This window comes from Novosphingobium sp. AP12 (assembly GCF_000281975.1).
Taxonomy (GTDB): domain Bacteria; phylum Pseudomonadota; class Alphaproteobacteria; order Sphingomonadales; family Sphingomonadaceae; genus Novosphingobium.
In genome coordinates this window covers 1-25,199 of the sequence record NZ_AKKE01000015.1, presented here as the reverse complement: position 1 = coordinate 25,199, position 25,199 = coordinate 1, and the positions used below count along the sequence as shown (strand labels likewise).

Annotated in this window: 21 protein-coding genes; 13 read left to right on the top strand and 8 right to left on the bottom strand. The window is 67.7% G+C overall.

Annotation, left to right across the window (positions count from 1 at the left end):
- Position 1: 1 nt before the first annotated feature.
- From PMI02_RS03290 to PMI02_RS03280, 3 genes are all read right to left on the bottom strand, one after another.
- The gene (locus PMI02_RS03290; RefSeq protein ID WP_238538964.1) at positions 2 to 454 is read right to left on the bottom strand and encodes a YgcG family protein; all 453 of its coding nucleotides are present in this window, start codon (positions 452 to 454) and stop codon (positions 2 to 4) included.
- Between the two features lie 254 nt (positions 455 to 708).
- Positions 709 to 1,587: an OmpA family protein gene (locus PMI02_RS03285; RefSeq protein ID WP_007678688.1), complete on the bottom strand. Its 879-nt coding sequence runs from the start codon at positions 1,585 to 1,587 to the stop codon at positions 709 to 711.
- Between the two features lie 488 nt (positions 1,588 to 2,075).
- Positions 2,076 to 3,056 (bottom strand): TauD/TfdA family dioxygenase, encoded by a 981-nt coding sequence (locus tag PMI02_RS03280; protein ID WP_007678684.1) that lies wholly within the window; start codon positions 3,054 to 3,056, stop codon positions 2,076 to 2,078.
- Between the two features lie 251 nt (positions 3,057 to 3,307).
- Between PMI02_RS03280 and sthA the strand changes: the two genes are divergently transcribed.
- Positions 3,308 to 4,702, top strand: a complete 1,395-nt coding sequence (gene sthA, locus PMI02_RS03275; RefSeq protein WP_007678681.1) for a Si-specific NAD(P)(+) transhydrogenase — start codon at positions 3,308 to 3,310, stop codon at positions 4,700 to 4,702.
- Positions 4,703 to 4,779: 77 nt separating this feature from the next.
- Here the strand turns inward: sthA and PMI02_RS03270 are convergent, their stop codons facing one another.
- Positions 4,780 to 5,160: a helix-turn-helix domain-containing protein gene (locus tag PMI02_RS03270; protein ID WP_007678678.1), complete on the bottom strand. Its 381-nt coding sequence runs from the start codon at positions 5,158 to 5,160 to the stop codon at positions 4,780 to 4,782.
- Between the two features lie 92 nt (positions 5,161 to 5,252).
- On the opposite strand from PMI02_RS03270, the gene PMI02_RS03265 reads away from it, so the two are divergent.
- Positions 5,253 to 6,314 carry an SDR family oxidoreductase gene (locus PMI02_RS03265; RefSeq protein WP_007678675.1) on the top strand — a complete coding sequence of 354 codons (1,062 nt, stop codon included), beginning with the start codon at positions 5,253 to 5,255 and terminating at the stop codon, positions 6,312 to 6,314.
- A gap of 39 nt (positions 6,315 to 6,353) precedes the next feature.
- Here PMI02_RS03265 and greB read toward each other — a convergent pair whose 3' ends face one another.
- Positions 6,354 to 6,833 (bottom strand): transcription elongation factor GreB, encoded by a 480-nt coding sequence (gene greB, locus PMI02_RS03260; protein WP_036502043.1) that lies wholly within the window; start codon positions 6,831 to 6,833, stop codon positions 6,354 to 6,356.
- 122 nt (positions 6,834 to 6,955) lie between these two features.
- On the opposite strand from greB, the gene PMI02_RS03255 reads away from it, so the two are divergent.
- Entirely contained in the window at positions 6,956 to 8,338 is a 1,383-nt protein-coding gene (locus PMI02_RS03255; RefSeq protein WP_036502041.1) for a glycoside hydrolase family 27 protein, read from the top strand.
- 199 nt (positions 8,339 to 8,537) lie between these two features.
- On the top strand, positions 8,538 to 9,497 hold the full coding sequence (locus tag PMI02_RS03250) for an endonuclease/exonuclease/phosphatase family protein (RefSeq protein WP_238538962.1): 960 nt from the start codon (positions 8,538 to 8,540) through the stop codon (positions 9,495 to 9,497).
- A 12-nt stretch (positions 9,498 to 9,509) separates the two neighbouring features.
- Here the strand turns inward: PMI02_RS03250 and PMI02_RS03245 are convergent, their stop codons facing one another.
- Positions 9,510 to 11,492, bottom strand: coding sequence for a lytic transglycosylase domain-containing protein (locus tag PMI02_RS03245; RefSeq protein WP_007678661.1), 1,983 nt, complete (start codon positions 11,490 to 11,492; stop codon positions 9,510 to 9,512).
- Between the two features lie 99 nt (positions 11,493 to 11,591).
- Here PMI02_RS03245 and dapA point away from each other — a divergent pair, with 99 nt between their 5' ends.
- The gene (dapA, locus tag PMI02_RS03240) at positions 11,592 to 12,473 is read left to right on the top strand and encodes a 4-hydroxy-tetrahydrodipicolinate synthase (RefSeq protein WP_007678658.1); all 882 of its coding nucleotides are present in this window, start codon (positions 11,592 to 11,594) and stop codon (positions 12,471 to 12,473) included.
- 43 nt (positions 12,474 to 12,516) lie between these two features.
- On the opposite strand, the gene PMI02_RS03235 is transcribed toward dapA, so the two are convergent.
- Complete coding sequence (locus PMI02_RS03235; RefSeq protein ID WP_007678654.1) at positions 12,517 to 14,451, bottom strand: S9 family peptidase; 1,935 nt, start codon at positions 14,449 to 14,451, stop codon at positions 12,517 to 12,519.
- A gap of 206 nt (positions 14,452 to 14,657) precedes the next feature.
- On the opposite strand from PMI02_RS03235, the gene PMI02_RS03230 reads away from it, so the two are divergent.
- The 5 genes from PMI02_RS03230 to recA all read left to right on the top strand — a co-directional run bounded on the left by PMI02_RS03230 (position 14,658) and on the right by recA (position 19,895).
- On the top strand, positions 14,658 to 15,095 hold the full coding sequence (locus PMI02_RS03230; RefSeq protein WP_007678652.1) for a hypothetical protein: 438 nt from the start codon (positions 14,658 to 14,660) through the stop codon (positions 15,093 to 15,095).
- Between the two features lie 100 nt (positions 15,096 to 15,195).
- Positions 15,196 to 15,678 carry an SsrA-binding protein SmpB gene (gene smpB, locus PMI02_RS03225; RefSeq protein ID WP_007678650.1) on the top strand — a complete coding sequence of 161 codons (483 nt, stop codon included), beginning with the start codon at positions 15,196 to 15,198 and terminating at the stop codon, positions 15,676 to 15,678.
- Between the two features lie 7 nt (positions 15,679 to 15,685).
- Positions 15,686 to 16,270: a DUF2062 domain-containing protein gene (locus PMI02_RS03220; protein WP_007678649.1), complete on the top strand. Its 585-nt coding sequence runs from the start codon at positions 15,686 to 15,688 to the stop codon at positions 16,268 to 16,270.
- A complete protein-coding gene (locus PMI02_RS03215) occupies positions 16,267 to 18,711 on the top strand; it encodes an ATP-binding protein (RefSeq protein WP_007678648.1) in 2,445 nt (814 codons plus the stop codon). Before PMI02_RS03220 ends, PMI02_RS03215 begins: the two co-directional genes overlap by 4 nt.
- 110 nt (positions 18,712 to 18,821) lie before the next feature.
- Entirely contained in the window at positions 18,822 to 19,895 is a 1,074-nt protein-coding gene (gene recA / locus PMI02_RS03210) for a recombinase RecA (protein WP_007678647.1), read from the top strand.
- A 240-nt stretch (positions 19,896 to 20,135) separates the two neighbouring features.
- On the opposite strand, the gene PMI02_RS03205 is transcribed toward recA, so the two are convergent.
- A complete protein-coding gene (locus PMI02_RS03205) occupies positions 20,136 to 20,834 on the bottom strand; it encodes a hypothetical protein (RefSeq protein ID WP_007678646.1) in 699 nt (232 codons plus the stop codon).
- Between the two features lie 214 nt (positions 20,835 to 21,048).
- Between PMI02_RS03205 and alaS the strand changes: the two genes are divergently transcribed.
- Genes alaS through PMI02_RS03190 form a run of 3 tightly spaced genes read left to right on the top strand, consistent with a single transcriptional unit; the run spans position 21,049 to position 25,123 of the window.
- Positions 21,049 to 23,706 carry an alanine--tRNA ligase gene (gene alaS / locus PMI02_RS03200; RefSeq protein WP_007678641.1) on the top strand — a complete coding sequence of 886 codons (2,658 nt, stop codon included), beginning with the start codon at positions 21,049 to 21,051 and terminating at the stop codon, positions 23,704 to 23,706.
- 6 nt (positions 23,707 to 23,712) lie between these two features.
- Entirely contained in the window at positions 23,713 to 24,195 is a 483-nt protein-coding gene (locus PMI02_RS03195) for a hypothetical protein (RefSeq protein ID WP_007678639.1), read from the top strand.
- Positions 24,188 to 25,123, top strand: coding sequence for a glutaminase (locus PMI02_RS03190; protein WP_007678637.1), 936 nt, complete (start codon positions 24,188 to 24,190; stop codon positions 25,121 to 25,123). Before PMI02_RS03195 ends, PMI02_RS03190 begins: the two co-directional genes overlap by 8 nt.
- Positions 25,124 to 25,199: the final 76 nt, after the last annotated feature.

Here is a 25,199-nt window from a genome sequence, read left to right as displayed (position 1 = left end):
GTCAGATGAGTTTCGCGATCAGGCTGGCGGTGCCGTGGTCCAGCCCTCCGGCAAAATCGCCGGACGTGAAGCGGGGCAGCATGTCGTGCTGGATGACCGTGTAGCAGACCGCAAAGGGAAGCGTCTTCTCGAGCCCGCGGCCGACTTCGATGCGGACTCGGCGCTCGCCGGGCGCCACCAGCACGACGACGCCGTCGTCGTGGCCCTCGCGGCCGATACCCCAGCGGCGTGCGAGATCGAGGGTGTATTCCGCGATGTCCTTCCCGCCGAGCGAGGGGGCGGTCACGACCACCATCTGGTGCCCGGTCCTGTCCTCAAGCGTCCGGAGCCGATCGGCCAGCCGTCGCTCGGCCGCCTCGTCCAGCAGGCCGGCGGCGTCGTTCACCCGTCCCTGGAGGCGAAGGGCCTCCCCCGCCGGCTGTGTGGTCGATTCGGTGAAGGGCGCTGGCGGCACGGCCCTGCTGCCATCGCAGGCCGGCGCGAGTAGTCCGAAGAGGACGGAAAGCAGCAGCCTGCTCGGCGTGGATCGAAGCATACCGCGCGTCATAGCGCTGGCCGGTCCGGCAGAAACAAAAATTCAGCCGGGCCGGCGGGAGGCCCGGCCATCGACACGATTCAAGCAATGCCGGTGGTCCTGGCCGCTTCGCATGTCCACCGCGCGGCCGGTACCCGAGGAGGAGCGGGCGGGCCGAAGCCCGCCCGAACGTCTTACAGGCCGTCGAGGCCCTTGCTGACCAGCACGTTCACCGCAACGCGGCGGTTCTGCGCCTTGCCTTCTTCGGTGGTGTTGTCCGCCAGCGGGTCCGCTTCCGACATGCCGGTGGGGGTCAACATGCGATAGGGCTTCCAGTGGCAGGCCTGCTGGAGATAGTTGACGACGCGGGCGGCCCGCTTTTCGCTGAGCACCTGGTTGATTTCGGGGCTGCCCGTGGAGTCGGTGTAGCCCACGACGAGCAGGAGGGCGTTGTCCATCCCTTCCGCGGAAGTCGCCGCGCTGCAGAGATCGCTCTTCGCTTGCTCGGACAGGACCGCCTTGCCGGTGTCGAAGTTCACGTTGGTGGTGCTCTTGACGTTGTACTTGTCGATGTCGCCCATGCGGCCGCGTAGCGCTTCGGTTGCTGCGGTCTGTTCCGCGAAGCCCTGCTCGGTGCCGTTGCGGATCATGGACGCGGTCTTGAGATCCTTGTTCTGCAGCTTGATCTGGCTGGCCAGCAGGCTGCCGCCCCCCTGCAGCGTCTTCACGGTCACCGGCACGCCGTTGATCAGCGAGGTTGCCGCCAGCTTCTTGCTGTTCATGCCGAACAGGCCCTTGGTGGCGCTGATCTTGGTGGCATCGTCGATGGCGATGACCGTCCTGGTGCCGTCTTCGGCCGTGACCTGCATCCTGTCGCCGCTGCGCCCGGAAATGATGCCCTGGATCTCAGGGCCTTCGGTCATCTGCGACCGCTCGGGACGCGTGTCGGACACCGTCACCGCGAGGCCGCCTTCGGCCGGCTCCTGCGTCTGCGCGGAGAGGCTGGCGGACGCCGTGCCGGCAAGCATGGCGGCCAGCAACAGAACTCGCGGACTCTGGGAAATGACACTCATTGCGATACTCCTTCAAACTCGACCAGTCGGGCCTGCGGATCGCAGCTTCTCGTCCGACCGCCGCCCCCATGATGGCGTCTCCGACGGTCAGAACCCCTCCATTTAGCTTCGTAAAAAGTGCGGCATGGCCGCACCTGAACGCCATGGAAGTCCTGCCTGTTCAGACTAACCTTTCGGGCACATGAACACTCGAGGCCGCGATGGTGGTTGTGCCGGTCATTCGGGCGCGACTTGCGACGAACCGTTTCCGAGCATGCCCTGCAATCGAGGGGTCGGGCTTGGAAAGTATAAGCCGAGTTAACTTGGGATAGGCGTCCAAACCGCGCTTCGATTTTAACAATGCCGCCGAATGATTTCTCGGCGAAGACTGACGGGCCCCATTCATCCCGTCAGCAATATTCCGCCCGCGAAGTTTTCGTGTCTGCCGCAGGCGGGCGAATTGAGGGGGCGGGGAGATCGCCTTACGCGATCTCCCCGCGAGCACTCCCTCAGGCGATCTCGCGCTGGACTTCGCCGATCTTCTTGCCGTCCTCGAAGTAGCCGTGGCCGTAGTCGCCCTTGATGGTGGTGCGCAGCGTCTGGCGTTCGTACCTGGCGTCGCAGCCTTCGACCGCGTGGAGCATGCGGTGGTTGTCCCAGATCACCATGTCGGTTGGCTTCCAGTCGTGCCAGTAGGCGCTCGTCCCCTGGCCGAGGCGGTTGATCTCGTGCGCGGTGTCGTCGAGCAGGCGGTCGCCCTCCTGATCCTCGTGGTGTTCGAGGCCGACGGCCATCCACGGTCCGAAGTGCATGACCTTCTCGCCGGTCTCGCGCGTCCAGATCGCCGGGTGCATCGCGCGCGGGAAGGTCGATGCTTCCTTGAGCAGCGCGGGCGTCGAGGAATGTTCGGTGAGCGACGTGAAGTTGACGCCGTACTTCATCGTCGAGAGGCGGGTGTCGAGCGTGTAGATCACGTTCGCCTCTTCCAGCCTGTCCCGCAGTTCCTGCGGGAACTGGCGGTACAGCTCGACGCCGTCCATGAAGCCGGTGCGACCGCCCTCCGGCGCGTTGATCGGGGCGCGCAGGACGCCGGCGTAGTTGAGCTCGTCGTTGTAGCAGTGGTCGAAATGCCAGGGCGAGAAGCGCGCGACCACGGCGCCGTCCAGCTCCACCAGACCCTCGCCCTTGGCCACTTCGTCGCTCGGGCGGTAGTGCATGTCGATGACGCCTTCGGCCGCGTCGCCGGTCTCGTCGTCGCGCGGGGTCGTCTTGGTGGGATGGTCCTTGAGCGGGCCGAACACCTTGCTGACCGCGACCTGCATCTTCGCGCTGGGCTCCATGTCGCGGAACACGATCATGCCGCGCTCGACGAACAGGGCGCGCAGCTGATCGCGCACGGCCTCGTCGGCGATGGTGTCCCAGTCGAGCCCCTCGACCTGCGCGCCGAAGTTCAGGTTCTCGCCCAGCGGCGTCACGACAATGCCCGTCATCTCTCGTTATCCCGTCTTGTTGTTTCTTGTTCTTCCGCCCCGCCAGGTATCTTTCCGGATGGACTTGCCGCTATTTGCTAAGCACGCTCACTATAATGCCACGAGCAGGCGAGCCTCGCCAAGCGCAAAGATTGGAACAGGCCGCTTCGCTGTTGCGTTGCAGCGTGCCCGGCCGCAAAGTCGGCGCGCCGCGGCTGGAGAGGGCGGGGGCGGCGTTGGGGCCGTGCACTTCTTTTGCGAAAAGGTCTTCGATGGCGGCAGTCTATGAATTCATCGTCATCGGCAGCGGACCGTCCGGGCGCCGGGCGGCGATCCAGGCGGCGAAGCTGGGCAAGTCGGTCCTGGTGATCGAGGCCCGGATGCGCGTAGGCGGAGTCTCGGTCCATACCGGCACGATCCCCAGCAAGACCCTGCGGGAGACCGCGCTGAACCTCTCGGGCTGGCGCGAGCGGGGGTTCTATGGACGGTCCTACCGCGTCAAGAAGGAGATCGGCAGCGAGGACCTGTCGATCCGCCTCGCCAAGACGCTCGATCACGAGGTCGACGTGCTGGAGCACCAGTTCCTGCGCAACGGCGTGGAGACGATGGCCGGGATCGCCCGGTTCGTCGACGCCAACCGCGTGGCGGTCACCCAGCCCGACGGGGGCGAGACGATCGTCACCGGCGAGCGCTTCCTGATCGCCGTGGGCACCCTGCCGCACCACCCCGACGCGGTGGACTTCGCCGATCCCGACATCCTCGATTCCGACGAGGTCGTGAACATCCCGCGCCTGCCGCGCTCGCTGGCGGTGGTGGGGGCGGGCGTCATCGGCATCGAATACGCGACGATCTTCTCCGCGCTAGACGTCGCCGTCACCGTGATCGAGCCGCGCGCGACGTTCCTCGATTTCGTCGACCGCGAGATCATCGACGAGTTCGTCCACCAGCTGCGCGACCGGGGCGTGACCTTCCGCCTCGGCTCGCCCGCCACCAGGGTGGAGAAAGGCGCGGACGGGCGCGTGCTCACCACGCTGGGCGACGGGCGGACGGTGCGCACCGAGATGCTGCTCTACTGCGCCGGGCGCATGGGCGCGACCGCCGGGCTCGGTCTCGATGCCTGCGGGCTGACGACCGACGCGCGCGGGCGGCTCTCGGTCGACCCGGTGACCTACCAGACCGCGGCGGGGCACATCTATGCCGCTGGCGACGTAATCGGCTTTCCCAGCCTCGCCTCGACCTCGATGGAGCAGGGCCGTATCGCCGCCTGCCACGCCTTCGGCCTGCCGCTCCCTCCGGCCCCCGCGTTCTTCCCCTACGGCATCTACGCGGTGCCCGAAATCTCGACAGTGGGCATGACCGAGGAGGAAGTGCGCACGCGCGGCATCAACTACGAGTGCGGCATCGCCCGCCTTCGCGAGACCAGCCGGGGGCACATCATGGGGCTGCAGCAGGGGCTGATGAAGATGATCTTCTCGAACAAGACCCGCCGCCTGCTGGGCGTCCACATCATCGGCGAGGGCGCGACCGAGCTGATCCACATCGGCCAGGCGGTGCTCAACCTGAAGGGCACGATCGACTACTTCATCGAGAACACCTTCAACTACCCGACCCTCGCCGAAGCCTACAAGATCGCTGCCCTCGACGCCTGGAACCGCATGGCCCGGTGAAGGCGCCGGACCTTCGCTTCGATTTTGCCTGATGCTTGCGAGCCCTGCATGCGGGAACCCGGGTGACGCGTTGGCGGCTATGAGCGCCGCGAACTCGGGCGAGGCGTCAATGCGTCCAGTGCATCCGTGTTTTCCCGCCCCCAGCTGTAGAGGAGTTCCACCGGCTCGACGAAGCGGCGGCCCAGCGCCGTAAGGTGGTATTCCACGGCAGGAGGCACCGTGTCCTGGACGTGACGGTCGATAAGGCCGCTGCCTTCCATCTCGCGCAAGGTCTGTGTCAGCATCTTCTTGGAGATGCCCGGCAGCGTCCGCAGCAGCTCACCCGTGCGTGCGGCGCCGTCATGGCGCGCGTGAAGTGTGTGCAGGACCATGCTGGTCCATTTGGCCGCGAACAGCTCCAGCACTCGTCGTGGCGCACAGTCCTCGCGCCATTCCTCGTCGGGCGTTCCAGGCTTCATCGAGATACCTCCTGGCCCAAGGGCACCAAATGGTGCCCTCTAGAAGGACGGGACATGGCTGCCTAGTTCTATCGCCAGCAAGGAGATTTCGCATGGCCAGGACGGCATTGATAGTGGGCGCGAGCGGCATCGTCGGCAGCGCGACGGCGGCGTTGCTGGTGCAGGAGGGCTGGACGGTGCACGGGCTGGCCCGTCGCCCGGTCGAACAGCAAGGTGTGGAGCCGGTGGCGGCCGACCTGCAGGATGCCGCCGCCACCGCCGCGGCACTGGCTTCCATCCATCCCGATGCGGTGTTCATCACGACCTGGCTGCGCCAGGACAGCGAGGCCGAGAACATCCGGGTCAATTCGGCGATGGTGCGCAACCTGCTGGACGGGCTGCCCGGGCCTGCCGGCCCTCGCCATGTCGCCCTGGTGACCGGGCTCAAGCACTATCTCGGTCCCTTCGAGGCCTATGGACGCGGGACGCTTCCGCAGACCCCGTTCCGCGAGGAACAGGGGCGCCTCGAGGTGGAGAATTTCTACTACGCGCAGGAAGACGAACTGTTCGCCGCCGCTGCCCGCGATGGCTTCACCTGGAGCGTGCATCGTCCGCATACCGTCATCGGCAAGGCCGTCGGCAACGCCATGAACATGGGCACGACGCTTGCCGTCTATGCGACCTTGTGCCGGGAAACCGGGCGGCCTTTCCGTTTTCCGGGGTCGGCGGCGCAATGGAATGGCCTGACCGACATGACGGATGCCGGGCAGTTGGCACGCCACCTGCTGTGGGCCGCGGAGACCGAAAGCGCCCACAACGAGGCTTTCAACGTGGTCAACGGCGACGTCTTCCGCTGGCAGTGGATGTGGGGCCGCATCGCCGCGTGGTTCGGACTGGACGCTGCGCCGTTCGACGGGTCCGTGCTTGCGCTGGACGAGCAGATGGCGGGCGATGAAAAGCTGTGGCGCGCAATTGCGCTGCGCGAGGGGCTGGTCGAGCCCGAACTCGGTCGTCTGGCCTCTCCCTGGCACACCGACGCCGATCTGGGGCGCCCGATCGAGGTCGTGACCGACATGTCGAAGAGCCGCCGTCTGGGTTTCACCGGATATCAGCCAACCGACGACGCATTCTTCGCCCTGTTCGAGCGTCTGCGCGCCGATCGCCTGATTCCCTGATGCCTCGCCGAAGCGCCGTTCCGGAGTGGCTCGACTGTCCTACGGATATTCGATCCGCATGATCTCCCACTCCTTCTCGCCCGAGGGGAGGCGCACCACGCGCAGGTCGCCAACGGCGGCGCCGCGCAGGGCTCGGGCGATGGGGGCGCTCCAGCCGATGCGGCCCGAGGAGGCGTCCTGTTCGTCGTCGCCGACGATGGTGACGGTCAGGCGCTCGTCGTCCTCGTCGGCGAGTTCGACCTCGGCGCCGAAGAACACCTTGCCGCGCTCGCCCTGCGCGGCGGGGTCGACCACGCGCAGCGCCTTCATGCGGCGGGCGAGGTAGGACAGCTCGCGGTCGATCTCGCGCATGCGCTTGCGGCCGTAGAGGTAGTCGCCGTTCTCCGAGCGGTCGCCGTTGCCCGCCGCCCACGAGACGATCTCGACGATCGCCGGCCGCTCGGTGCCGAGCAGGTGGTCGTAGCGGGCACGCAAGGACGCCATGCCGGAGGGGCTGATCGGGGGACCGTCGAATTTCATCGCCTCGATCCTTAGGAAACCCGACCCTTGCGGCCAAGCGCTCATGCGGGCGATCTCCCCGGTTGCATTGCGGGTATTAGTCCGACAAATAGCACCCAAGCAGCCAATGGGCAGAGGACAGGATGACCATGGATTTCTCGCGTCGAACCGCCATTTTCACCGCGGCCGCGGCATCGCTCGCGGGCCTTGCGCAAAGGGCGGTCGCGGGTACGCCGGCGCCGTCGTCGATGCCTTCCGGCTCCCCGCTGCCGCCCGTGTCGGACCTCGCGCCGCGCCCGCCGATGGGGTGGAACAGCTGGAACAGCTTCGCCGGCACCATCACCGAGGCGCAGGCGCTCGAAACCGCCGCGATCATGCGCGAGAAGTTGCTGCCCTCGGGCTACGACGTCTTCACCGTCGACATCCAGTGGTACGAGCCCGAGGCGAGCAGCTACACCTACAACTCGAACCCCGTCCCCGCCCTCGACGCGCATGGGCGGCTGGTGCCCGCGCCCAACCGCTTCCCCTCGGCCAGGGGCGGCAAGGGCTTCGCGCCGCTCGCGGCGAAGGTTCACGCGATGGGCATGAAGTTCGGCATCCACGTCATGCGCGGCATCTCGCGCCATGCGGTCAAGCTGAACCTGCCGATCCTGGGCACCAAGGTCCGCGCGCAGGACATCGCCGACACGACCTCGATCTGTTCGTGGAACCCCGACATGTACGGCGTCGACATGACCCGGCCCGGCGCGCAAGAATACTACGACGGACTGTTCAAACTCTACGCATCGTGGGGCGTCGACTTCGTCAAGATGGACGACATGAGCCGCCCCTACGACGCCCACGCGCCCGAGATCGAGGCCGCCGCCACCGCCATCGCGCGCTGCGGGCGGCCGATGGTGCTCAGTCTCTCGCCCGGCGAAACCCCTGTGCTGCGCGGCGAGCACGTCCGCCGCCATGCGCAGATGTGGCGCATCTCCGACGACTTCTGGGACGAGTGGGCGCAGCTCGAAGCGCAGGTCACGCGGCTGGAGAACTGGACGCCGTTCCGGGGCCCCGGCTCGTGGCCCGACGCGGACATGCTGCCGCTAGGCCGGCTGGCGCTGGGCGAGCGCGATTCCCGCTTCACGGCCGACGAGCAGCAGACGCTGATGACGCTGTGGTCCATCGCCCGCTCGCCGCTGATCATGGGCGGCGACCTGCGCCACCTCGATGCCGCCACGCTGGCGCTGCTGACGAACCCCGAGGTGCTGGCGGTCAACCAGTCGAGCAGCGGCAATCGCCCGCACTTCGTCGAGGACGGCCTGCGCGTCTGGTCGGCGTCGAGCGAGGACGGCAAAGCTCGCTATCTGGCGCTGTTCAACCTCGGCAAGGAAGCGCGCGAGGTCACGCTGCCGCTGCGCGCCGTTGGAGTCGACGGGCGCGCGGCGATTCGCGACCTGTGGCAGCGCCGCGACCTCGGCCCGGTATCGGACAAGGTGACCACTCGCCTCGCGCCCCACGCCAGCGCCCTGTTCCGGCTGGGATGAGGACCGGGCGTATTGGGTGGGTCGACTTGGCGGGTCCGGGCCTCTAGCCTGATGCCATGCCCAACACGGTTCATGGTGCATGAGGCGGCTTCGCGTCCGGAGCCTTTCGCTCGCATGTCTCGGAGCGGCGCTGGCGCTGGCCGGATGCGGCACGGCGCCGCCGTCGCGGCTCCTCGCTTGCGGGGCGGGGGTTGCCCCCGTGCCGTCGGACGATGGCGCTCGCCGCAGCGTCACCTTATCGGTGCTGACCTATAATATCGAGGGTCTGGGCTGGCCCGCCCGCTCGGGCCGCGCCGCGCAGTTGGGCGAGATCGGCCGCCACCTCGCGGCGCTGCGGGCAGCGGGCGAGGCGCCGGACATCGTCCTGTTCCAGGAGATGTTCAGCGGCGCCGCCAAGAAGGCGGTTCTCGCCAGCGGCTACCCGGCGATCGCCTCCGGGCCTCGCCGCACCGACCGGGCTCCGGCAACGGGTGACGAACGGCTGCCGGGCAAGGCCAGCGTCAAACGCGGTGAGATCGGCGTGCATTTCATGGGAGGAGGGCTCGCGGTGGCGTCGCGATATCCCATCACCGGCGTGCGCAGCCAGCCTTACGGGCGCCGGTCCTGCGCCGGCATCGATTGCCTTGCCAACAAGGGCATCATGATGGTCCGCATCGCCGTCCCGGGCCTGCCCACGCCCATCGACTTGTACAATACCCACATGAATTCGCGCGGCGCCTCGAAAGCTCCGGCGGCGCGTAACCTGGAGGCGCACGACCGGCAGGCGCTGGAGGCGTCCCGCTTCATCGACGCCACCCACGACGAGCGCTTTCCCGTCATCTTCGGCGGTGACTTCAACATGCGCCGTTCGCAGGAACGCTGGGACAACTTCACCCGCTACGAGCCGATGACGCTGGTCCACAAGGCCTGCAGCGACGGCATGTTCGCCTGCGACGTGAGGATGTCATGGGACGGCGACGAGCCCTGGATGGATACCCAGGACCTGCAGTTCTTCGAAAGCGGCCGCGAAATCTCGGTCGAGCCGGTCCGGGTGGAAGCCATGTTCGACGGCGGGCCGGACAGCCCGGAACTGTCCGACCATGACGGTTTCCGCGTCACCTACCGCATGTCGTGGACGGCCCCCGCCCCGCCAGGGTCTTCCTGCGGGGAAGCGCCCTGAGGGAAGCGACGTTCAGCCCGGCTTGCGCTTGCCGGGCATGAGGCGGGTCATCTTGTTCGCGCCGGTATAGTCCGACCGCGCCGGGTACATCGTCTCGTAGACGACGGCGTTTTCCAGCACGCGCTGGACGTAGTTCTTGGTCTCGTAGATGGGGATCTGCTCCATCCAGTCGATCCAGTCGATCGTGCCGGTGCGCGGATCGCCGTTGGCGCGCAGCCACTTGTTCACGTTGCCGGGGCCTGCATTATAGGCCGCGACCGCGAGCGGCGTGGCGCCGCCGTAGTAATCCATCATCCGCCCGAAGTAGCCGTCGCCAAGACGGATGTTGTAGGTCGGATCGCTGACCAGAGCCGACTGGTCGTAGGCCAGGCCCATCTTGCCCGCCTGCTCCCGCGCGGTGCCGGGCATGAGCTGCATGAGGCCGCTGGCGCCGGCATGGCTGAGCGCGTTCTGCGCGAACTGGCTTTCCTGCCGGCTGAGTGCGTGGACCATGGTCCAGTTGGTGCCCGGCGGCGTGGGGATCAGCGGGAAGGAAATCTGGCCGAACTCCTCGAACCCGTCGGCATGAGCGCTCTGGCCCAGGATCACGGCAAGGTCGCGGCGGCCGATCTGCTGCGCGAGGTCGGCGACGAGGACGTGGTCTTCCGAGGTCGCGGCCTGGTCGGCGATCTCCCGGTAGAACTGGATGCCGGTGCGCCAGTCGGCATCGCGCGCGACGTCGCGCACGGCGCGGGTGATCGGCAGCCCGTTGAACGAAGTGCGCTCCGCCACCGTGGGGACGGCGGTGGGCCGGGTGTCGAGGTTGGGGATCGGCCGCCCCAGCCGCTCCAGCGAAAGCTGGCCATAGAAGTACTGCGGATACCGCGCGGCCATCTCGAAGTAGCGGTTGGCGCCGGCCATGTCGCCGCCGATCGCGAGCGCGCGTCCGGCCCAGTAGAAGCCCTTAGAGCGCGTCCCCGGCGTCTGCGCGGCGGCGCCGTAGCGGTAGAACAGGGGCGCGGCGCGTCGCGCGTCGCCCAGCGACCACAGCGCCTTGGTACCGCCCAGCCAGACGAGCGTCGTGTAGTCGTCGCGCACGCGGTAGGAGAGGCGGCTGACATCGGTGCCCGGCGTAAAGGCATCGTCGATCGAACCGGCGATGCGCACCGCACTGCTGTCGTCGGCGGCGCGCGCGGCGGTGAGCAGTTCGCGCACCCACAGTTCCTGCTCGGGCACGGGCCGGGCGAGGGGCGGGCGATTGGCCAGCAGGCTCACCGCGCCCATCTGGTTGCCGGATCGGCGCGCCTGCACCGCCCGGTTGTAGACGTAGCCGGGGTCGGACGAGATCTGCGCGGGCAGGGTGACGCCCAGCGTGCCGGGCGCCGCGCCCTGCATCAGCGAGAGGCGCTCCATGAACTCGGCCCGGCGCGCGGCCGAGACGAAGGATATCTGCCGCTCGGCCTGCGCGGTCTCGCCCTGCCACAGCAGCGCGTCCATGCGCGCGTCGTGGTCGGCGCTGGTCAGGCGGCTGCCGTAGAGCGAAAGCAGCGCGCTTTCATCGACCGGGATAAGGCTGCCCTTGCGCCACGCGGCGACGGCATTGGTGGCGGCATCGGCGCGGCGCATGCTCGATAGCGCCACGGCGTAGCGCCCGGCGGCCTTGCTGCCGAGCGGGGCGTAGCGGTCGAAATAGGCGATGACGGAGCCGGTGTCGGGCGATTCGGTCAGCAGGGCTTTTTCCGCGAATCCGCGGATCTTGTCCTGCTGCGGGTAGCCCGGATAGCTCAGCAGGAAGCCGGCGTAGGAGGCAAAGCCCATGCGGTCGTTGGCGACGAGCAGCTTCCAGCGGTCGATCGACTGGTGGACGCTCATGTCGTGCGACTGCATCGACTGGGCCCGCGCGGCGTCCCACTCGCGGCCGTCCTGGGCGGCGGCGGGGAGGGAGAACGCCGTGAAGGCGAAAACGGCTGGGGAAATGCTCAGCAGCAGGTGGGGGGTGCGCAACATGCTGGACATTTTGGAAAGAGGCTCCTTATCAGGCGCTGAACATGACGTTCGGGCACGGGGGCGGTTCCCCGGCCGGGCGATCATTGAACACCACCAGAGGTAAAGTCCATGTTCTCCGGCTCCATTCCCGCGCTTGTCACACCGTTTCGCGACGGAGCGTTCGATGAACAGGCTTTCCGCCGGCTGGTGGACTGGCAGATCGAGTCCGGCTCGTCGGCGCTGGTGCCGTGCGGGACAACCGGCGAAAACTCCACGCTTTCCAATGCAGAGCACCACCGCGTCATCGAAGTCTGCGTCGAGCAGGCGGCGGGCCGGGTGCCGGTGATCGCGGGCTGCGGCAGCAACGACACCATGAACGCGCTCCTGCACATGACCTTCTCCAAGAAGTCCGGCGCCGCCGCCGCGCTGCTGGTCGCGCCCTACTACAACCGGCCGAGCCAGGAGGGTCTGCTCGCCCACTTCGGCTACCTGGCCGAAAACATCGACCTGCCGATCGTTCTCTACAACGTGCCGGGCCGCACCGTGACCGACCTGCTGCCCGAGACGGTGTGCGAACTGGCCCGCCGCTATCCGGGCCGCTTCGTCGGCATCAAGGACGCCAGCGGCGACCTGTCGCGCGTCACCGACCACCGCATGGGCATCGGCAAGGACTTCTGCCAGCTGTCCGGCGACGACGAACTGGCGCTGCCGTTCAATGCGGCGGGCGGCGTGGGATGCATCTCGGTCACCGCGAACGTCGCTCCGAAGCTCTGCGCCGAATTCCAGGCCGCCTGCGCCGCCAACGACCTCGAGGAAGCGCGCCGCCTCAACGACATGCTCTACCCGCTGCACTACGCCATGTTCGAGGACAGCTCGCCGGGCCCGTGCAAGTACGCGCTGGCGCAGGTCCACGACTGGATCGAGAACGAACTGCGCCTGCCGCTCGTCCCCTGCGGCGAGAAGGCACGGGTCGCGGTCGACGAAGCGCTGGTCCACGCCGGCCTGCTCTGAGGCCGGGCGCCGCCGGGGCGGCGCCCGTTCGATCCGGCGGGCTTCAATCCGCCGGGTTGTTCTTCTCCACGAAGCGCATGGTTTCGGACAGCATCTTCTTTCGCGTCTCCGCGCGCGAAAGCCAGTGATCCTCACCCGCCAGCGTCACCATTTCGTAGGGCTTGCCGGCGTCCTTGAGAGCGTCGGCCATGACCTGGCTCTGCTTGTAGGGCACCACGGTGTCGTCCTTGCCGTGGATCAGCAGGACCGGCGCGTCGGCGCGGGCGGCGAAGCGGCGGGGCGAGACGTCGTAGTAGCGCTTGGGATCGCCGAGCTGTTCGCGCAGCACCTTGCCCAGCATCTTCGAATCGCCGCTTTCGCGGATGTCGGTCGAATACATCAGCTTGAGGTCGGCGACGCCCGCCACCGAGACCGCGCAGCGGTAGAGCCCCTGCTGCAGCGTCACCCCCGCCAGCGCCGCGTAGCCGCCGTAGCTGGCGCCGACGATGCAGGCGCGCCTGGGATCGACCAGCCCGCGCTTGGCCAGTTCGGCGAGCCCGTCGGAGATGTCGGTCTGCATCTTGCGGCCCCACTCGCCATCGCCGGCATGGCGGAAGGCATCGGTGCCGCCGGTCGAGCCGCGGAAGTTGGGCTGGAACACCGCGTACCCGCGCGAGGCGAAGGCCTGCGCCCACCAGTCGAAGTCAGGCGTGTCGTGCGACGCCGGGCCGCCGTGCGGCAGCAGGATCACCGGCAGGCCCTTCGCCTCGCGGCCCGGGGGGAGGGTCAGAATACCGTCCATCTTGAGCCCGTCGGCGGCGGCATAGTCGATCTTGGAGATCGGCCCGACCTGCTCGGCCATGATCTCGGGCCGCTCGTCGGCGATCGGGTCGGCGCGGCGCTGGGCGACGTCGACGAGGAACCAGGTGCCGCTGTCCTTGCTGCCGGAGGTCCGCAGGATCACCTTCGAGAAGTCCGGCGTCCAGTCGATAAGGTCGACCTCGCGCCCGTCGAAGGCCTTGAAGATGCGGGTGAGCGCATGCTGGTGGACCGGGTCGTTCATCACCGTCTGGCGCTTCTCGCCCGAGGTGCGATAGCCGATCATGTTGCCGGTGCTGCGGTCGACGAAGATGCGCTCGATGCCGATGTCGTTCAGGATGCCCTTCGGCTCGCCGCCGGTCATCGGAACTTCGTACCAGCGCTCGTTCCCGTCGTCGTCCTCGATCTGGTAGATGACGGATGTGCCGTCCTTGCCGAAGGCGATCAGGCTGACGTGGCCGGTCGGGTCGATGCCGCGCACCAGTTCACGCCCCCTTGGCGGACCGATCTTCCAGGTGCCGTCCGTCTCCGAGATGTCCAGCACGATCGCCACGTTGCCGGCGGCGTCGATCAACCAGTCGCGATAGTGGTTCTCCTCCGGCGCCGGGGCGGCCTGGCGGGCGCGGTTGGTCTTCAGGTCGACGGCGTAGAGCGTGGTGCGGCCGTGCTTGAAGTGAGTCGACATGCCGTCCACTTCCATCGCGATGCCGCCGAAGTAGCCCACGGTCTGCCCGCCGACGGTCCGGATGCCGTAACGCCCGCGGGTCGTGTCGGCGACATCCTTGGATTTGCCGAAAACGAGCCCGGACACGCCGCCCGGCTTCATCGGCACGATGATCGTACCGGAAAATTCGTACTTGCTGGCGGCGAAACCGAACAGCGGCACCGTGGCGCTGTTGGTGAGCAGCACGGTATCGTTGTCCGCCCACTCGATCCCGCGCACCTTGTTGGGCCCCGAGGCAGCGTTGAGCAGGGGCTTGCCGTCCTTGACCACGAACACGCGGCGTCCGCCGCTGACCTGGAGGACATTGGCGGTGGACGTCCCGTCGGGCGAGATCGCGATGTCTTCCACGCGGGGAAGGTCGCCGTAGGCGTCGAGTGGAGGCGGCGCGGCCTGCGCGGCCATGGGCATCAGCAGAAGCAGCGGGCCGGACAGCCCGGCTCGGTATTTCGATCGCATTGTAGATTGATTCCCCCGAATTCGCGGACCTGTATTCCGCAGCGCCCCTTGCCGCGCAAGTCATGTACCTGAGATTTTGAGCGGATTCGGCGTTAACTCGATGTCATCCCGCCGAAATGGCGCCGCCGCGATAAGCATCGCCCTTGCCAAGGCCTGCGCAATTGGGAACACTGCGCGGCAAAACAACAAGACCGGGAGAATGCGAGATGGCTACAATCGTAACCAGTGCGACCACCTGGACCGCGCGCGAGGCCGTGACCGGCGAATATGCGCTGAAGGTCCTTGCCTATACCGACTGCATCAAGCGCACCGTAGAACGCGCCAAGGAGCCGGGCTTCGACGAGAGCGGCTGGGACGAACTCGCCGCGCTGCTCGACACCGACGCGTTCGAGCGGGTCGGCAACGACAAGGCGGCGATGGGCTGGGAGGTCTACCGCGGCCTCCTGATGCAATGGGCGACCACGACCGACTTCTGGGCCGAATTCCACCGCATCAGCGAGGCGGGAAACCGCGTGTTCCTCGAACTGACCGAGCACAACTGCCCTCGCGGCCATGCCGAGACGGTGGTCAATTCCTGCACCGTCTACCAGTTCGACGATGCGGGCAAACTGGTCCATCTCGACATCTATCTGCAGCACGATTGAACCACGGCCCGAACCATCTGGCCCGCCTGGACGATTTCCCGTCCGAAAGCGGGGCGATGGGGCGTTTTCTTTTGCCGCGCACATGCCTACATGCGGGAACATGGCACGCCCCCAGAATTCCCTTTTCGACAAAGCCAAGACCGTCGCGGAAAACCGCAAGGCTCGCTTCGACTACTTCATCGAGGACAAGTTCGAGGCGGGCATCGCGCTCACCGGCACGGAAGTGAAGTCGCTCCGCTTCGGCGAGGGTTCGATCGTCGAATCCTTCGCCGAAATCCGGGGGGGCGAATGCTGGCTGGTCAACGCCAACGTGCCCGAGTTCAGCCACGGCAACCGCTTCAACCACGTCCCCAAGCGGCCGCGCAAGCTGCTGCTTCATGAGCGCGAGATTTCCCGCCTCCAGGGCGCGGTGGAGCGCAAGGGCATGACGCTGGTGCCGCTCTCGATTTACTTCAACAGCCGCGGCCGCGCCAAGGTCGAGCTGGCGCTCGCCAAGGGCAAGAACGCGGCCGACAAGCGGACCACCATCAAGGACCGCGAATGGAAGCGCGACCAGGCCCGCATCATGCGCGACCACGGTTGAGCGGGGAATGAGCCCGATGCTCTCCCGCCTGGGCGCGTGGCTGCACCGCCAGATGCCGACGCACGAACAGCTCGAGGCGAATCGCTTCACGGCGCCGCTCGCCCGGCGGCAGGAACTGTTCCGCTTCACCCGCCGCTCGGTTCCGCGCGGGGTCGCGGTGGGGCTGCTGGTGGGTATCTTCGCGCTGATCCCCGGCGTCCAGATCGTCGGCGCGGCGGTGATGTGCGTGCCGTGCCGCGGCAACATCCCGCTCGCCGCCGCGATGACCTTCCTGTCGAACCCCGCGACGACGCCCTTCATCCTCGCCGCCTCGATCTGGCTGGGCAACTCGCTGGGCTACCACGCCGACCTCTCGACCTTCTACGCGCTCTATGACAGCGGGGCGGGTGTCGGGGAGTGGGCGCACTGGCTGCTGTCCGACGCCGCCCCGGCGCTGCTGGTCGGCCTCTTCGTGATCTCCACGGTCTGCGCCGCCTTGGGCTACGTCCTGTCGATGTGGTTCTGGCGCTGGTGGATCGGCCGCAAGCACCATGCCCGCCGCCTGCGGCCCGCCCGCCCTGCGCCCGTCGCCGAATCGGAAACGCCTGCATGACGGTACGCGCCGATCGGGCCGTGGGCTCCGTCGGTTCGGTTTCCGACGTGCTGGTCGTCGTCGCGGCGCTGCTGCTGAGCGCGCTGCTGGTCTGGCTGGTCTCGGGCGACGCGCTGCTGATGGCGGTGTTCGTCGCCGCGCTGGCCGCCTTCGGCGCGCTCGCCTGGGCGCTTTCCCGCCGCCGCTCCCCTGCCGCCGAGACCGAGTTCGCGCAGCCCGACTGGTCCGTCACCGTCGCCGCGATAGAACGCCCGGACATGGCCATCGCCGTGACCGACCGCGCCGGCCGCCTGACCTGCGCCAATCCCTGCTTCGAGAACTGGTTCGGCGCCGGCAGCGCCCCGCCGCGCCTGCCGGTCGTCCATGCCTCGCTCGAACGCCTCGCCGACGCCACTCGCCGCGCCTGGCGCGACGGCCACGGCACCGCCGAGATCGCCGACGAGGACGGCACCCATTGGCGCGCCGACGTGCGCCGCGCGGGCCGGGGCGACGACTTCCTGGTCTGGCGCATCACTTCGGTGAGCGCTGCGGATCCGGTCGCCGAACTCGTCGTCCAGCTCGACGGCAAGCTGGGCCGGGGCCTCGCCAAGGCCGGCATCGCCGCCGCGCTCGTCGACCCGGACGGCGCCATCCGCTCTGCCAGCTCGGGCTTCGCGGCGCGCGCGGTGGGCGACGCCAAGGCCGACATGACCGGCGCCGACTTCGTTTCGCTGCTCAGCCAGGAAGAGGGCGAGCGCATCGGCTGGGCGCGCGACGGCGGGCGCGGCGGCGCGCTGGTGCTCTACCACGTCCCGGTCGCCGATCCCGACCTTCCCAATGAGCCCGACCCCGCCACCACGCCATCGCTGATGCTGGTGGTCGAGGCCGGCCAGGGCATCGGTGCCAGCGGAAGCGGCACTGGCGCGGCGCCGCATCTGGAAGCGCTGCTGAGCCAGCTCCCCCTCGGCCTCGCCATGGCCGATCGCGACGGGCGCCTGCTCTTCGCCAACCCTGCCTTCATGCGCGCCGCCGGCCACGAGGGCCACGCGCCGCCTACCTACCCCACCGACCTCGTCGTCAAGGAGGACAAGCGCGCCCTGTCCGAGGCGATCCGCCGCTTCGCGCAGGGGCCCACGGCGGCGGGCGACCTCGCCATCCGCTTGACCGCGCAGCCCGACGACCCGGTCTCGCTCAGCCTCGCCGGCGTGCGGGGGCTGGGGGAGGCGGCCGTGCTGCTCGGCCTGACCGACACTTCGGAGGAAATCCGCCTCAAGCGGCAGGTCGCCCAGGCCACCAAGATGCAGGCGGTCGGCCAGCTTGCGGGCGGCGTCGCGCACGATTTCAACAACGTGCTCACCGCGATTCTGGGCACCTGCGACCTCATGCTGATGCGCCATACGCCGGGCGATTCGGACTATGACGACATCCAGCAGATCCGCGCCAACTCGAACCGCGCCGCCTCGCTGACCCGCCAGCTCCTGGCTTTCTCGCGCCAGCAGACACTGCGCCCCGAAGTGATCCAGCTGCCCGACGTGGTCGCCGACGTCTCGCAGATGCTGCGCCGCCTGATCGGCGAGAAGATCCAGCTCGTCGTCAGCCACGACCGCGACCTCGGCCCGGTGCGCGCCGATCCGACCCAGCTCGAGCAGGTCATCGTCAACCTCGCCGTCAACGCGCGCGATGCCATGCAGAGCCGAGGCGACGGCGCCGGGCGCCTTGTCCTCGCCACCCGCAAGGTCACTACCACCGACGTGCGCGCCATGCGCAGCGAGATCATCCCGGCGGGCGAATATACCGCGCTCATCGTCGAGGACAGCGGCGGCGGCATCCCGCCCGAAATCCTCGGCAAGATCTTCGAGCCGTTCTTCACCACCAAGGAGCAGGGCAAGGGCACGGGCCTCGGACTTTCGACCGTCTACGGCATCGTCAAGCAGTCGGGCGGCTTCATCTTCGCCGAGAGCGAAGCGGGCAAAGGCACGCGCTTTACCGTGTACCTGCCGGTCCACCACGTCGCGCCCGGCTCCGCGCCCGAGATCGCGCAGACCAAGCCAGAACCGCCGCCGAGCCAGTGGGCAGGCGGCGGCTCGATCCTGCTGGTCGAGGACGAAGACCCGGTCCGCGTCGTCGCCGAGCGCGCGCTCACCCGCCAGGGCTACAAGGTCACCTGCGCGCGCGACGGCGAGGAGGGGCTGGAACTCGTCCAGGAAGGCGGCCAGTTCGACATCGTCGTCTCCGACGTCGTGATGCCCACGCTCGACGGCCCGGCCATGGCGCGCGAGATCCGCCGCTTCGCCCCGAACCTCCCGGTCCTGTTCATGTCGGGCTATGCGGAGGAGCAGCTGCGCAAGCAGATCGGCATCGCCAACGCCTGGTTCATGCCCAAGCCGTTCTCGGTCCAGCAGCTCTCAGAAAAAGTGGGGGAAGTTCTGGCGCGCATGGCTCAGGGCGAAAACCGCCATTAAAAAACGGAAATCTGCCGAAGTTCCCCTCTTGTTCTGGTAGAACAAAGATCGTACATGTCTGCCCATGACGTTGACCTTTCCGGTCAGCCCGGTAGCACAGGGGAAGAGACATGGCTGCTCAGCTCAAGCTGATCCAGGAAGGCAAGGAAAAGGACGCAATGGACCGTCAAAAGGCGCTCGAAGCAGCGCTGGCCCAGATCGACAAGGCATTCGGCAAGGGCTCGGCGATGAAGCTGGGCTCGAAGGAGACGATGCAGGTCGAAGCGATCTCGACCGGCTCTCTCGGCCTCGACATCGCGCTCGGCGTCGGCGGGTTGCCGCGTGGCCGCGTGATCGAGATCTATGGTCCGGAAAGCTCGGGCAAGACCACGCTCGCGCTCCACGTGATCGCAGAGGCACAGAAGACCGGTGGCACCGCCGCCTTCATCGACGCCGAACACGCGCTCGACCCGGTCTATGCCAAGAAGCTGGGCGTCAACATCGACGAACTGATCGTTTCGCAGCCGGATACCGGTGAACAGGCGCTCGAGATCGTCGACACGCTGGTGCGTTCGAACGCGATCGACGTGCTGGTGGTGGACTCGGTCGCCGCGCTGGTGCCCCGCGCTGAAATCGAAGGCGAGATGGGCGACAGCCACGTCGGTCTCCAGGCCCGCCTGATGAGCCAGTCGCTGCGCAAGCTGACCGGCTCGATCAGCCGCTCGCGCTGCATGGTGATCTTCATCAACCAGCTGCGCATGAAGATCGGCGTCATGTACGGCAACCCCGAGACGACGACGGGCGGCAACGCGCTCAAGTTCTACGCCTCGGTCCGTCTCGACATCCGCCGCACCGGCGCGATCAAGGACAAGGACGAGGTCGTCGGCAACGCCACCCGCGTCAAGGTCGTGAAGAACAAGGTCGCCCCGCCGTTCAAGCAGGTCGAATTCGACATCATGTACGGCGAAGGCGTCTCCAAGATCGGCGAAATCCTCGACCTCGGCGTCAAGGCCGGCATCGTCGAGAAGTCGGGCGCGTGGTTCAGCTACGATTCGGTGCGCATCGGCCAGGGCCGTGAGAACTCGAAGACCTACCTGAAGCAGAACCCCGAAGTCGCCGACCGCCTCGAAAAGGCGATCCGCACCAAGACCGATGGTCTCGCCGAAGAAATGATGGCCGGCCCGTCCGAGGACGACGACGTATAAAAGACGGCGCCTCGCAGCGATGAAGACAGGAACCCCGGCCTTGCGCCGGGGTTTTTGCGTTCCGGGGTCTGACCGCAAAAGAAAAGCCCGCCAACCGAACGTGTCGGGGCGGGCCAGTGTTTCCATCCGAGGAAAAATCGGCCGGCGCAGCTTGGAGGGGGGGGAGGGCCGCGCCGGCCTTCACTCAAGATAACGGGGAAGCCTTGGGTCCGTTCCCGGAAACCCGACTTTTTGACGCGCCTAGTTCGCCACCGCCCGCAGCGACTTCTCGATCTCGCCGCCGCAGTAGCCGTCGCCGTACTGCTCGAACGCCTTCGCCTTCAGCGCGGCCAGCGCCGGCACCTCGTGCATCCGCTTCGCCAGCGCAGAGGTGAGGGGCGCCGTCTGCTCCAGCATTTTGGCGATCGAGGCGAAACGGTCGGCCATGGTGGTCCACAGCACGGCGGTGACGATATCCGCCACCCCGGCCTCATCGGTGCCGAGCAGGAATCCGTCCCCGGCGGTAAGTCCTCTCTTCGCGGCGATCGCTTCCCAGAATCCCATCCAGCGCCTGAGGCGCGGTACGAACTCCTCCCAGGTCTCCGCCGTCCACATCTCGCGCCCGCCGTCGAGGGTGATTTCGTCGATCACATCGTTGGCATCGTTCACGATCTTGGCCGTCACCGCCCGGCCCTCGGCGCTGTCGGGCATCAACCCCAGCGTATCGCCCAGATAGAGCGCGATCGCGGGCATTTGGGAGAGCGCGAATCCGCTCGCCGTGTCCACCAGCACGGGCGGGCCCATGAACGGCACCGGCTGGTCCCTGGGCTCTTTCTCCATGAGCTTCGCGATCGCGCCGGAATCGTTTTCGGTCCAGTCCTTGCCCGCATAGGCAAGGATCGCCCGGATGAACTGGCCGCGGAAGGGCAGCGGCCAATAGTAGAAATCGTAGTCGGCCATAGTCGCAAAGCTCCGTTGGCTGCAGGAAAAAGGGAGGTTTCCCAAGCTAACGGCCCAGCTGCTGCCGCGCTCCCACGGGCCATCGCAGCATCGCTGCAGCCCCTCGCATCGGGCGTCTGTCTCCACTTCGGTACCATCTTATCGCGATTCCCGAACAGTCTGACCGCAGACAACCGCTTGCCGACCTTGCCCGCGTGATTTATCGGCGCGGGTCATGCAGACGACGAATGAAATCCGCCGGTCCTTCCTCGACTATTACGCCAGCAATGGTCACGAGGCCGTTCAGTCCGCGCCGCTCGTTCCGTACAACGATCCGACGCTGATGTTCGTGAATGCCGGCATGGTGCCGTTCAAGAACGTGTTCACCGGGCTCGAGACCCGGGCGATCCCCCGCGCCACCTCCTCGCAGAAGTGCGTGCGCGCCGGCGGCAAGCATAACGATCTCGACAACGTGGGCTACACCGCGCGCCACCACACCTTCTTCGAGATGCTGGGCAACTTCTCCTTCGGCGACTATTTCAAGGAGCAGGCGATCACCCACGCCTGGACGCTCCTGACCAAGGAATGGGCGCTCCCGGTCGAGAAGCTGCTGGTCACCGTCTACCACACCGACGACGAGGCGGCGGAGCTGTGGAAGAAGATCGCCGGGCTGCCGGAATCGAAGATCATCCGCATCGCCACCAAGGACAACTTCTGGGCGATGGGCGATGAAGGCCCGTGCGGCCCGTGCTCGGAAATCTTCTTCGACCACGGCGACCACATCTGGGGTGGCCCTCCGGGATCGCCGGAAGAGGATGGCGATCGCTTCATCGAGATCTGGAACCTCGTCTTCATGCAGTTCGAGCAGGCCGCCGGCGAGATCGTCGGCAACCTGCCCAAGCCTTCGATCGACACCGGCATGGGGCTGGAGCGCATCTCGGCGGTCATGCAGGGCGTCCATGACAACTACGACATCGACACGTTCAAGGCGCTCATCGCCGCGTCGGAAAGCCTGACCGGCGTTGCTGCCGAGGGTGACAGCCGCGCCAGCCACCGCGTCATCGCCGACCACCTGCGCTCGACCAGCTTCCTGCTGGCCGACGGCGTGCTGCCCTCGAACGAGGGGCGCGGCTACGTGCTGCGCCGCATCATGCGCCGCGCCATGCGCCACGCGCACCTGCTGGGCGCGCGCGATCCCTTGATGCACCGCCTGGTGCCGGCGCTCGTCGCCGAGATGGGCCAGGCCTATCCCGAGCTCGGCCGCGCGCAGCCGCTGATCGAGGAAACGCTGGAGCGCGAGGAAATCCAGTTCCGCCGCACCCTGTCGAACGGCCTCAAGCTGCTCGACGAGGCGACCGTGGACCTGGGCGAAGGCGGCGAGCTTCCGGGCGAGACCGCGTTCAAGCTCTACGATACCTTCGGCTTCCCCTACGACCTGACCGAAGACGCGCTGCGTTCGCGCGGCATCGCCGTCGACAAGGCCGGCTTCGACGCCGCCATGGCGCAGCAGAAGGCCGCCGCGCGCGCCGCGTGGAAGGGCTCTGGCCAGGCCGCCGACAGCGAAGTGTGGTTCGACATCGCCGAGCGCGAAGGCGCCAGCGAGTTCACTGGCTACACCTCGACCGCGGGCGAAGGCCGCGTCGTGGCGCTGGTGCGCGATGGCCAGGAAGTCGCGTCGGCCACGGCGGGCGAGAGCGTCACCGTGCTGACCAACCAGACCCCGTTCTACGGCGAATCGGGCGGCCAGGTCGGCGACTCGGGCACGATCACCGGCGCTGGCGGTCTTGCGATCACCGTTGCGGACACCTCCAAGCCGCTCGGCCGCCTGCACGCCATGAACGCTGCCGTCGAGGCGGGCACGATCAAGGTCGGTGACACCATCAACCTCACCGTCGACGTGGAGCACCGCGACGCGGTGCGCGCCAACCACTCGGCCACGCACCTGCTGCACGCCGCCCTTCGCGGCCGTCTAGGCGAGCACGTCACGCAGAAGGGCTCCATGGTCGCCGCCGAACGGCTGCGCTTCGACTATTCGCACCCCAAGGCGCTGACCCCAGAGGACATCGCCGCGATCGAGGCCGAGGTGAATGCGGAAATCCGCGCCAACGAAGCCGTGCTCACCCGCCTGATGGCGCCTGACGAAGCGGTCGAAGCGGGCGCGATGGCGCTGTTCGGTGAGAAGTACGGGGACGAGGTCCGCGTCCTCTCGATGGGCCGCGCCTCGGGCGACCGCACCTATTCGGTCGAGCTGTGCGGCGGCACTCACGTCAACGCCACCGGCGACATCGGCGTGTTCCGCATCGTCTCGGAAAGCGCGGTGTCCTCGGGCGTGCGGCGCATCGAGGCGATGACCGGCGAGGGTGCGCGGCAGTGGCTGGTCGGACGCGAGGATGCGCTCAAGAACGCCGCGAGCCTGCTGCGTACCACGCCTGAAGACGTCGAGGCGCGCGTCGCCGCGCTGCTCGACGAGCGCCGCAAGCTGGAGCGCGAACTGGCGGAAGCGAAAAAGGCGCTGGCGCTGTCGGGCGCTTCGGGCGGCGGGGCTAAGTCCGAAGCCGCCGACGAGGACGTGAACGGCGTGAAGTTTGCCGGGCAGGTGCTGGAAGGGCTCGACCCGAAAGATCTGCGCGGGCTTCTTGATCAGGCCAAGCAGCGCCTCGGCTCGGGCGTCGCGGTGATCGTCGCGGTGAACGAAGGCAAGGCGAGCATCGCCGCTGCCGTCACCGACGACCTGACCGGCACGATCAGCGCGGTAGACCTCGTGCGCAAGGGCGTCGAGGCGCTCGGCGGCAAGGGCGGCGGCGGGCGCGCCGATATGGCGCAGGGCGGCGGGCCTGACGGCACGAAGGCGGCGGACGCCATTGCGGCGGTCAAGGCCGTGCTGGCAGGCTAGGGCGCGATGCGAGAGGGCACCCGCAAGGCTCTGGCCTTCGCCGGTTGCGGCCTCTGGCTGGCGTCCTCGCTCATGCCCCTGTTCGGCGGAGCCGCCAAGCACAGGGTCCTGTGCCGCGGTGCCACGTTCTCCGGGCAGTTCGACCAGTGCTTCAACGACCACCTTCCCGTGCTCGAACTGATCGCTCCGCTGGGGGCGCTGTTCCTGCTGTTTCCCTTCGCGGTCTTCGCCTCGGCCGTATGGGCGCCTGATCCCGGGCAGCGGCGGCAGCATTGGCGACTGGCTCCCACGACCGGGGCTGCAGCGCGTTTCCCCTGGTATCCGCTCCTGTGCCTGCTGGGCTGCGCAGGCTCGGCATGGCTGGCCACGCGCTATCCGGTGGACCCGGTGACGTTGCCGTTCATGGCGTTCTGGGCGATCTTCGCCGTCTGGTTCGCTGGCGGCGCGGCGGCGACGCTGCAGGCCGGATGGCCGCGCGCGCGTGGCTGACGTCGGGCGCATCGTCGCAGACATTGCCGGGGAAATGCGCGGGGAAGAGCACCGCGGCAAAGTCGCCAGCTACATCCCGCCGCTGGCCTGCGTGCCCGCGGACAAGTTCGGTCTCGCCGTGGTCATGGCCGATGGATCGGTCCATACCGCCGGGGACGCGGACCAGACGTTCTCGATCCAGTCGATCTCCAAGGTCTTCGCGCTGACGCTGGCGCTCGGCGCGGTGGGCGACCAGCTGTGGAAGCGGGTCGGGCGCGAGCCTTCGGGCAGCGCCTTCAACTCGATCGTCCAGCTGGAGACCGAGCACGGCATCCCGCGCAATCCCTTCATCAATGCCGGCGCCATCGTCGTGTGCGACCTGCTGCTCGGCCGCTTGCAGCCGCGCGAGGCGATCGGCCAGATGCTGCGCTTCGTGCGCGAACTGGCGGGCGACGACGACACTATCCGCATTGACGAAACCGTCGCGCAGGCTGAGCAGGACACCGGCTTCCGCAACATGGCGCTCGCCAACTACATGCGCGCCTTCGGCAACATCCACAGCGACGTCGGCATGGTGCTGGGGACCTACTTCCACTTCTGCGCGCTCGCCATGAGCTGCCGGCAGCTGGCGATGGCGGGGCGCTACCTGATGCACGGCGGGCGGGTAGAGGGCCACCGCGTCATCACCGAAAGCCGGGCGCGGCGCATCAATGCGCTGATGATGTCCTGCGGCCACTACGACAATTCGGGCGACTTCGCCTTCCGCATCGGCCTGCCCGGCAAGTCCGGCGTGGGTGGCGGCATCCTGGCCGTGGCGCCCGGGATCGCCAGCATCGCGGTGTGGTCGCCCGGGCTCAACGAGGCGGGGAACTCGCACCTCGGGCAACTGGCGCTGGAACGGCTTGTGCAGCGCACCGGATGGTCGGTGTTCGAGCCGAGGGTGGGGTGAGGTTTGCGTCGAATGGCGGGACCTTCGTCAAGCCGGGGCTGGGAAGGCTGATTTGGGTGATGGGGTGGACGCCCCC

Bases quoted from the DNA above. Each gene is read 5' to 3' on its own strand.
- PMI02_RS03285 (WP_007678688.1), bottom strand. From the start codon at position 1,587: ATGAGTGTCATTTCCCAGAGTCCGCGAGTTCTGTTGCTGGCCGCCATG.
- PMI02_RS03280 (WP_007678684.1), bottom strand. From the start codon at position 3,056: ATGACGGGCATTGTCGTGACGCCGCTGGGCGAGAACCTGAACTTCGGC.
- sthA (WP_007678681.1), top strand. From the start codon at position 3,308: ATGGCGGCAGTCTATGAATTCATCGTCATCGGCAGCGGACCGTCCGGG.
- PMI02_RS03270 (WP_007678678.1), bottom strand. From the start codon at position 5,160: ATGAAGCCTGGAACGCCCGACGAGGAATGGCGCGAGGACTGTGCGCCA.
- PMI02_RS03265 (WP_007678675.1), top strand. From the start codon at position 5,253: ATGGCCAGGACGGCATTGATAGTGGGCGCGAGCGGCATCGTCGGCAGC.
- greB (WP_036502043.1), bottom strand. From the start codon at position 6,833: ATGAAATTCGACGGTCCCCCGATCAGCCCCTCCGGCATGGCGTCCTTG.
- PMI02_RS03255 (WP_036502041.1), top strand. From the start codon at position 6,956: ATGACCATGGATTTCTCGCGTCGAACCGCCATTTTCACCGCGGCCGCG.
- PMI02_RS03245 (WP_007678661.1), bottom strand. From the start codon at position 11,492: ATGTCCAGCATGTTGCGCACCCCCCACCTGCTGCTGAGCATTTCCCCA.
- dapA (WP_007678658.1), top strand. From the start codon at position 11,592: ATGTTCTCCGGCTCCATTCCCGCGCTTGTCACACCGTTTCGCGACGGA.
- PMI02_RS03235 (WP_007678654.1), bottom strand. From the start codon at position 14,451: ATGCGATCGAAATACCGAGCCGGGCTGTCCGGCCCGCTGCTTCTGCTG.
- PMI02_RS03230 (WP_007678652.1), top strand. From the start codon at position 14,658: ATGGCTACAATCGTAACCAGTGCGACCACCTGGACCGCGCGCGAGGCC.
- smpB (WP_007678650.1), top strand. From the start codon at position 15,196: ATGGCACGCCCCCAGAATTCCCTTTTCGACAAAGCCAAGACCGTCGCG.
- PMI02_RS03220 (WP_007678649.1), top strand. From the start codon at position 15,686: ATGAGCCCGATGCTCTCCCGCCTGGGCGCGTGGCTGCACCGCCAGATG.
- PMI02_RS03215 (WP_007678648.1), top strand. From the start codon at position 16,267: ATGACGGTACGCGCCGATCGGGCCGTGGGCTCCGTCGGTTCGGTTTCC.
- recA (WP_007678647.1), top strand. From the start codon at position 18,822: ATGGCTGCTCAGCTCAAGCTGATCCAGGAAGGCAAGGAAAAGGACGCA.
- PMI02_RS03205 (WP_007678646.1), bottom strand. From the start codon at position 20,834: ATGGCCGACTACGATTTCTACTATTGGCCGCTGCCCTTCCGCGGCCAG.
- alaS (WP_007678641.1), top strand. From the start codon at position 21,049: ATGCAGACGACGAATGAAATCCGCCGGTCCTTCCTCGACTATTACGCC.
- PMI02_RS03195 (WP_007678639.1), top strand. From the start codon at position 23,713: ATGCGAGAGGGCACCCGCAAGGCTCTGGCCTTCGCCGGTTGCGGCCTC.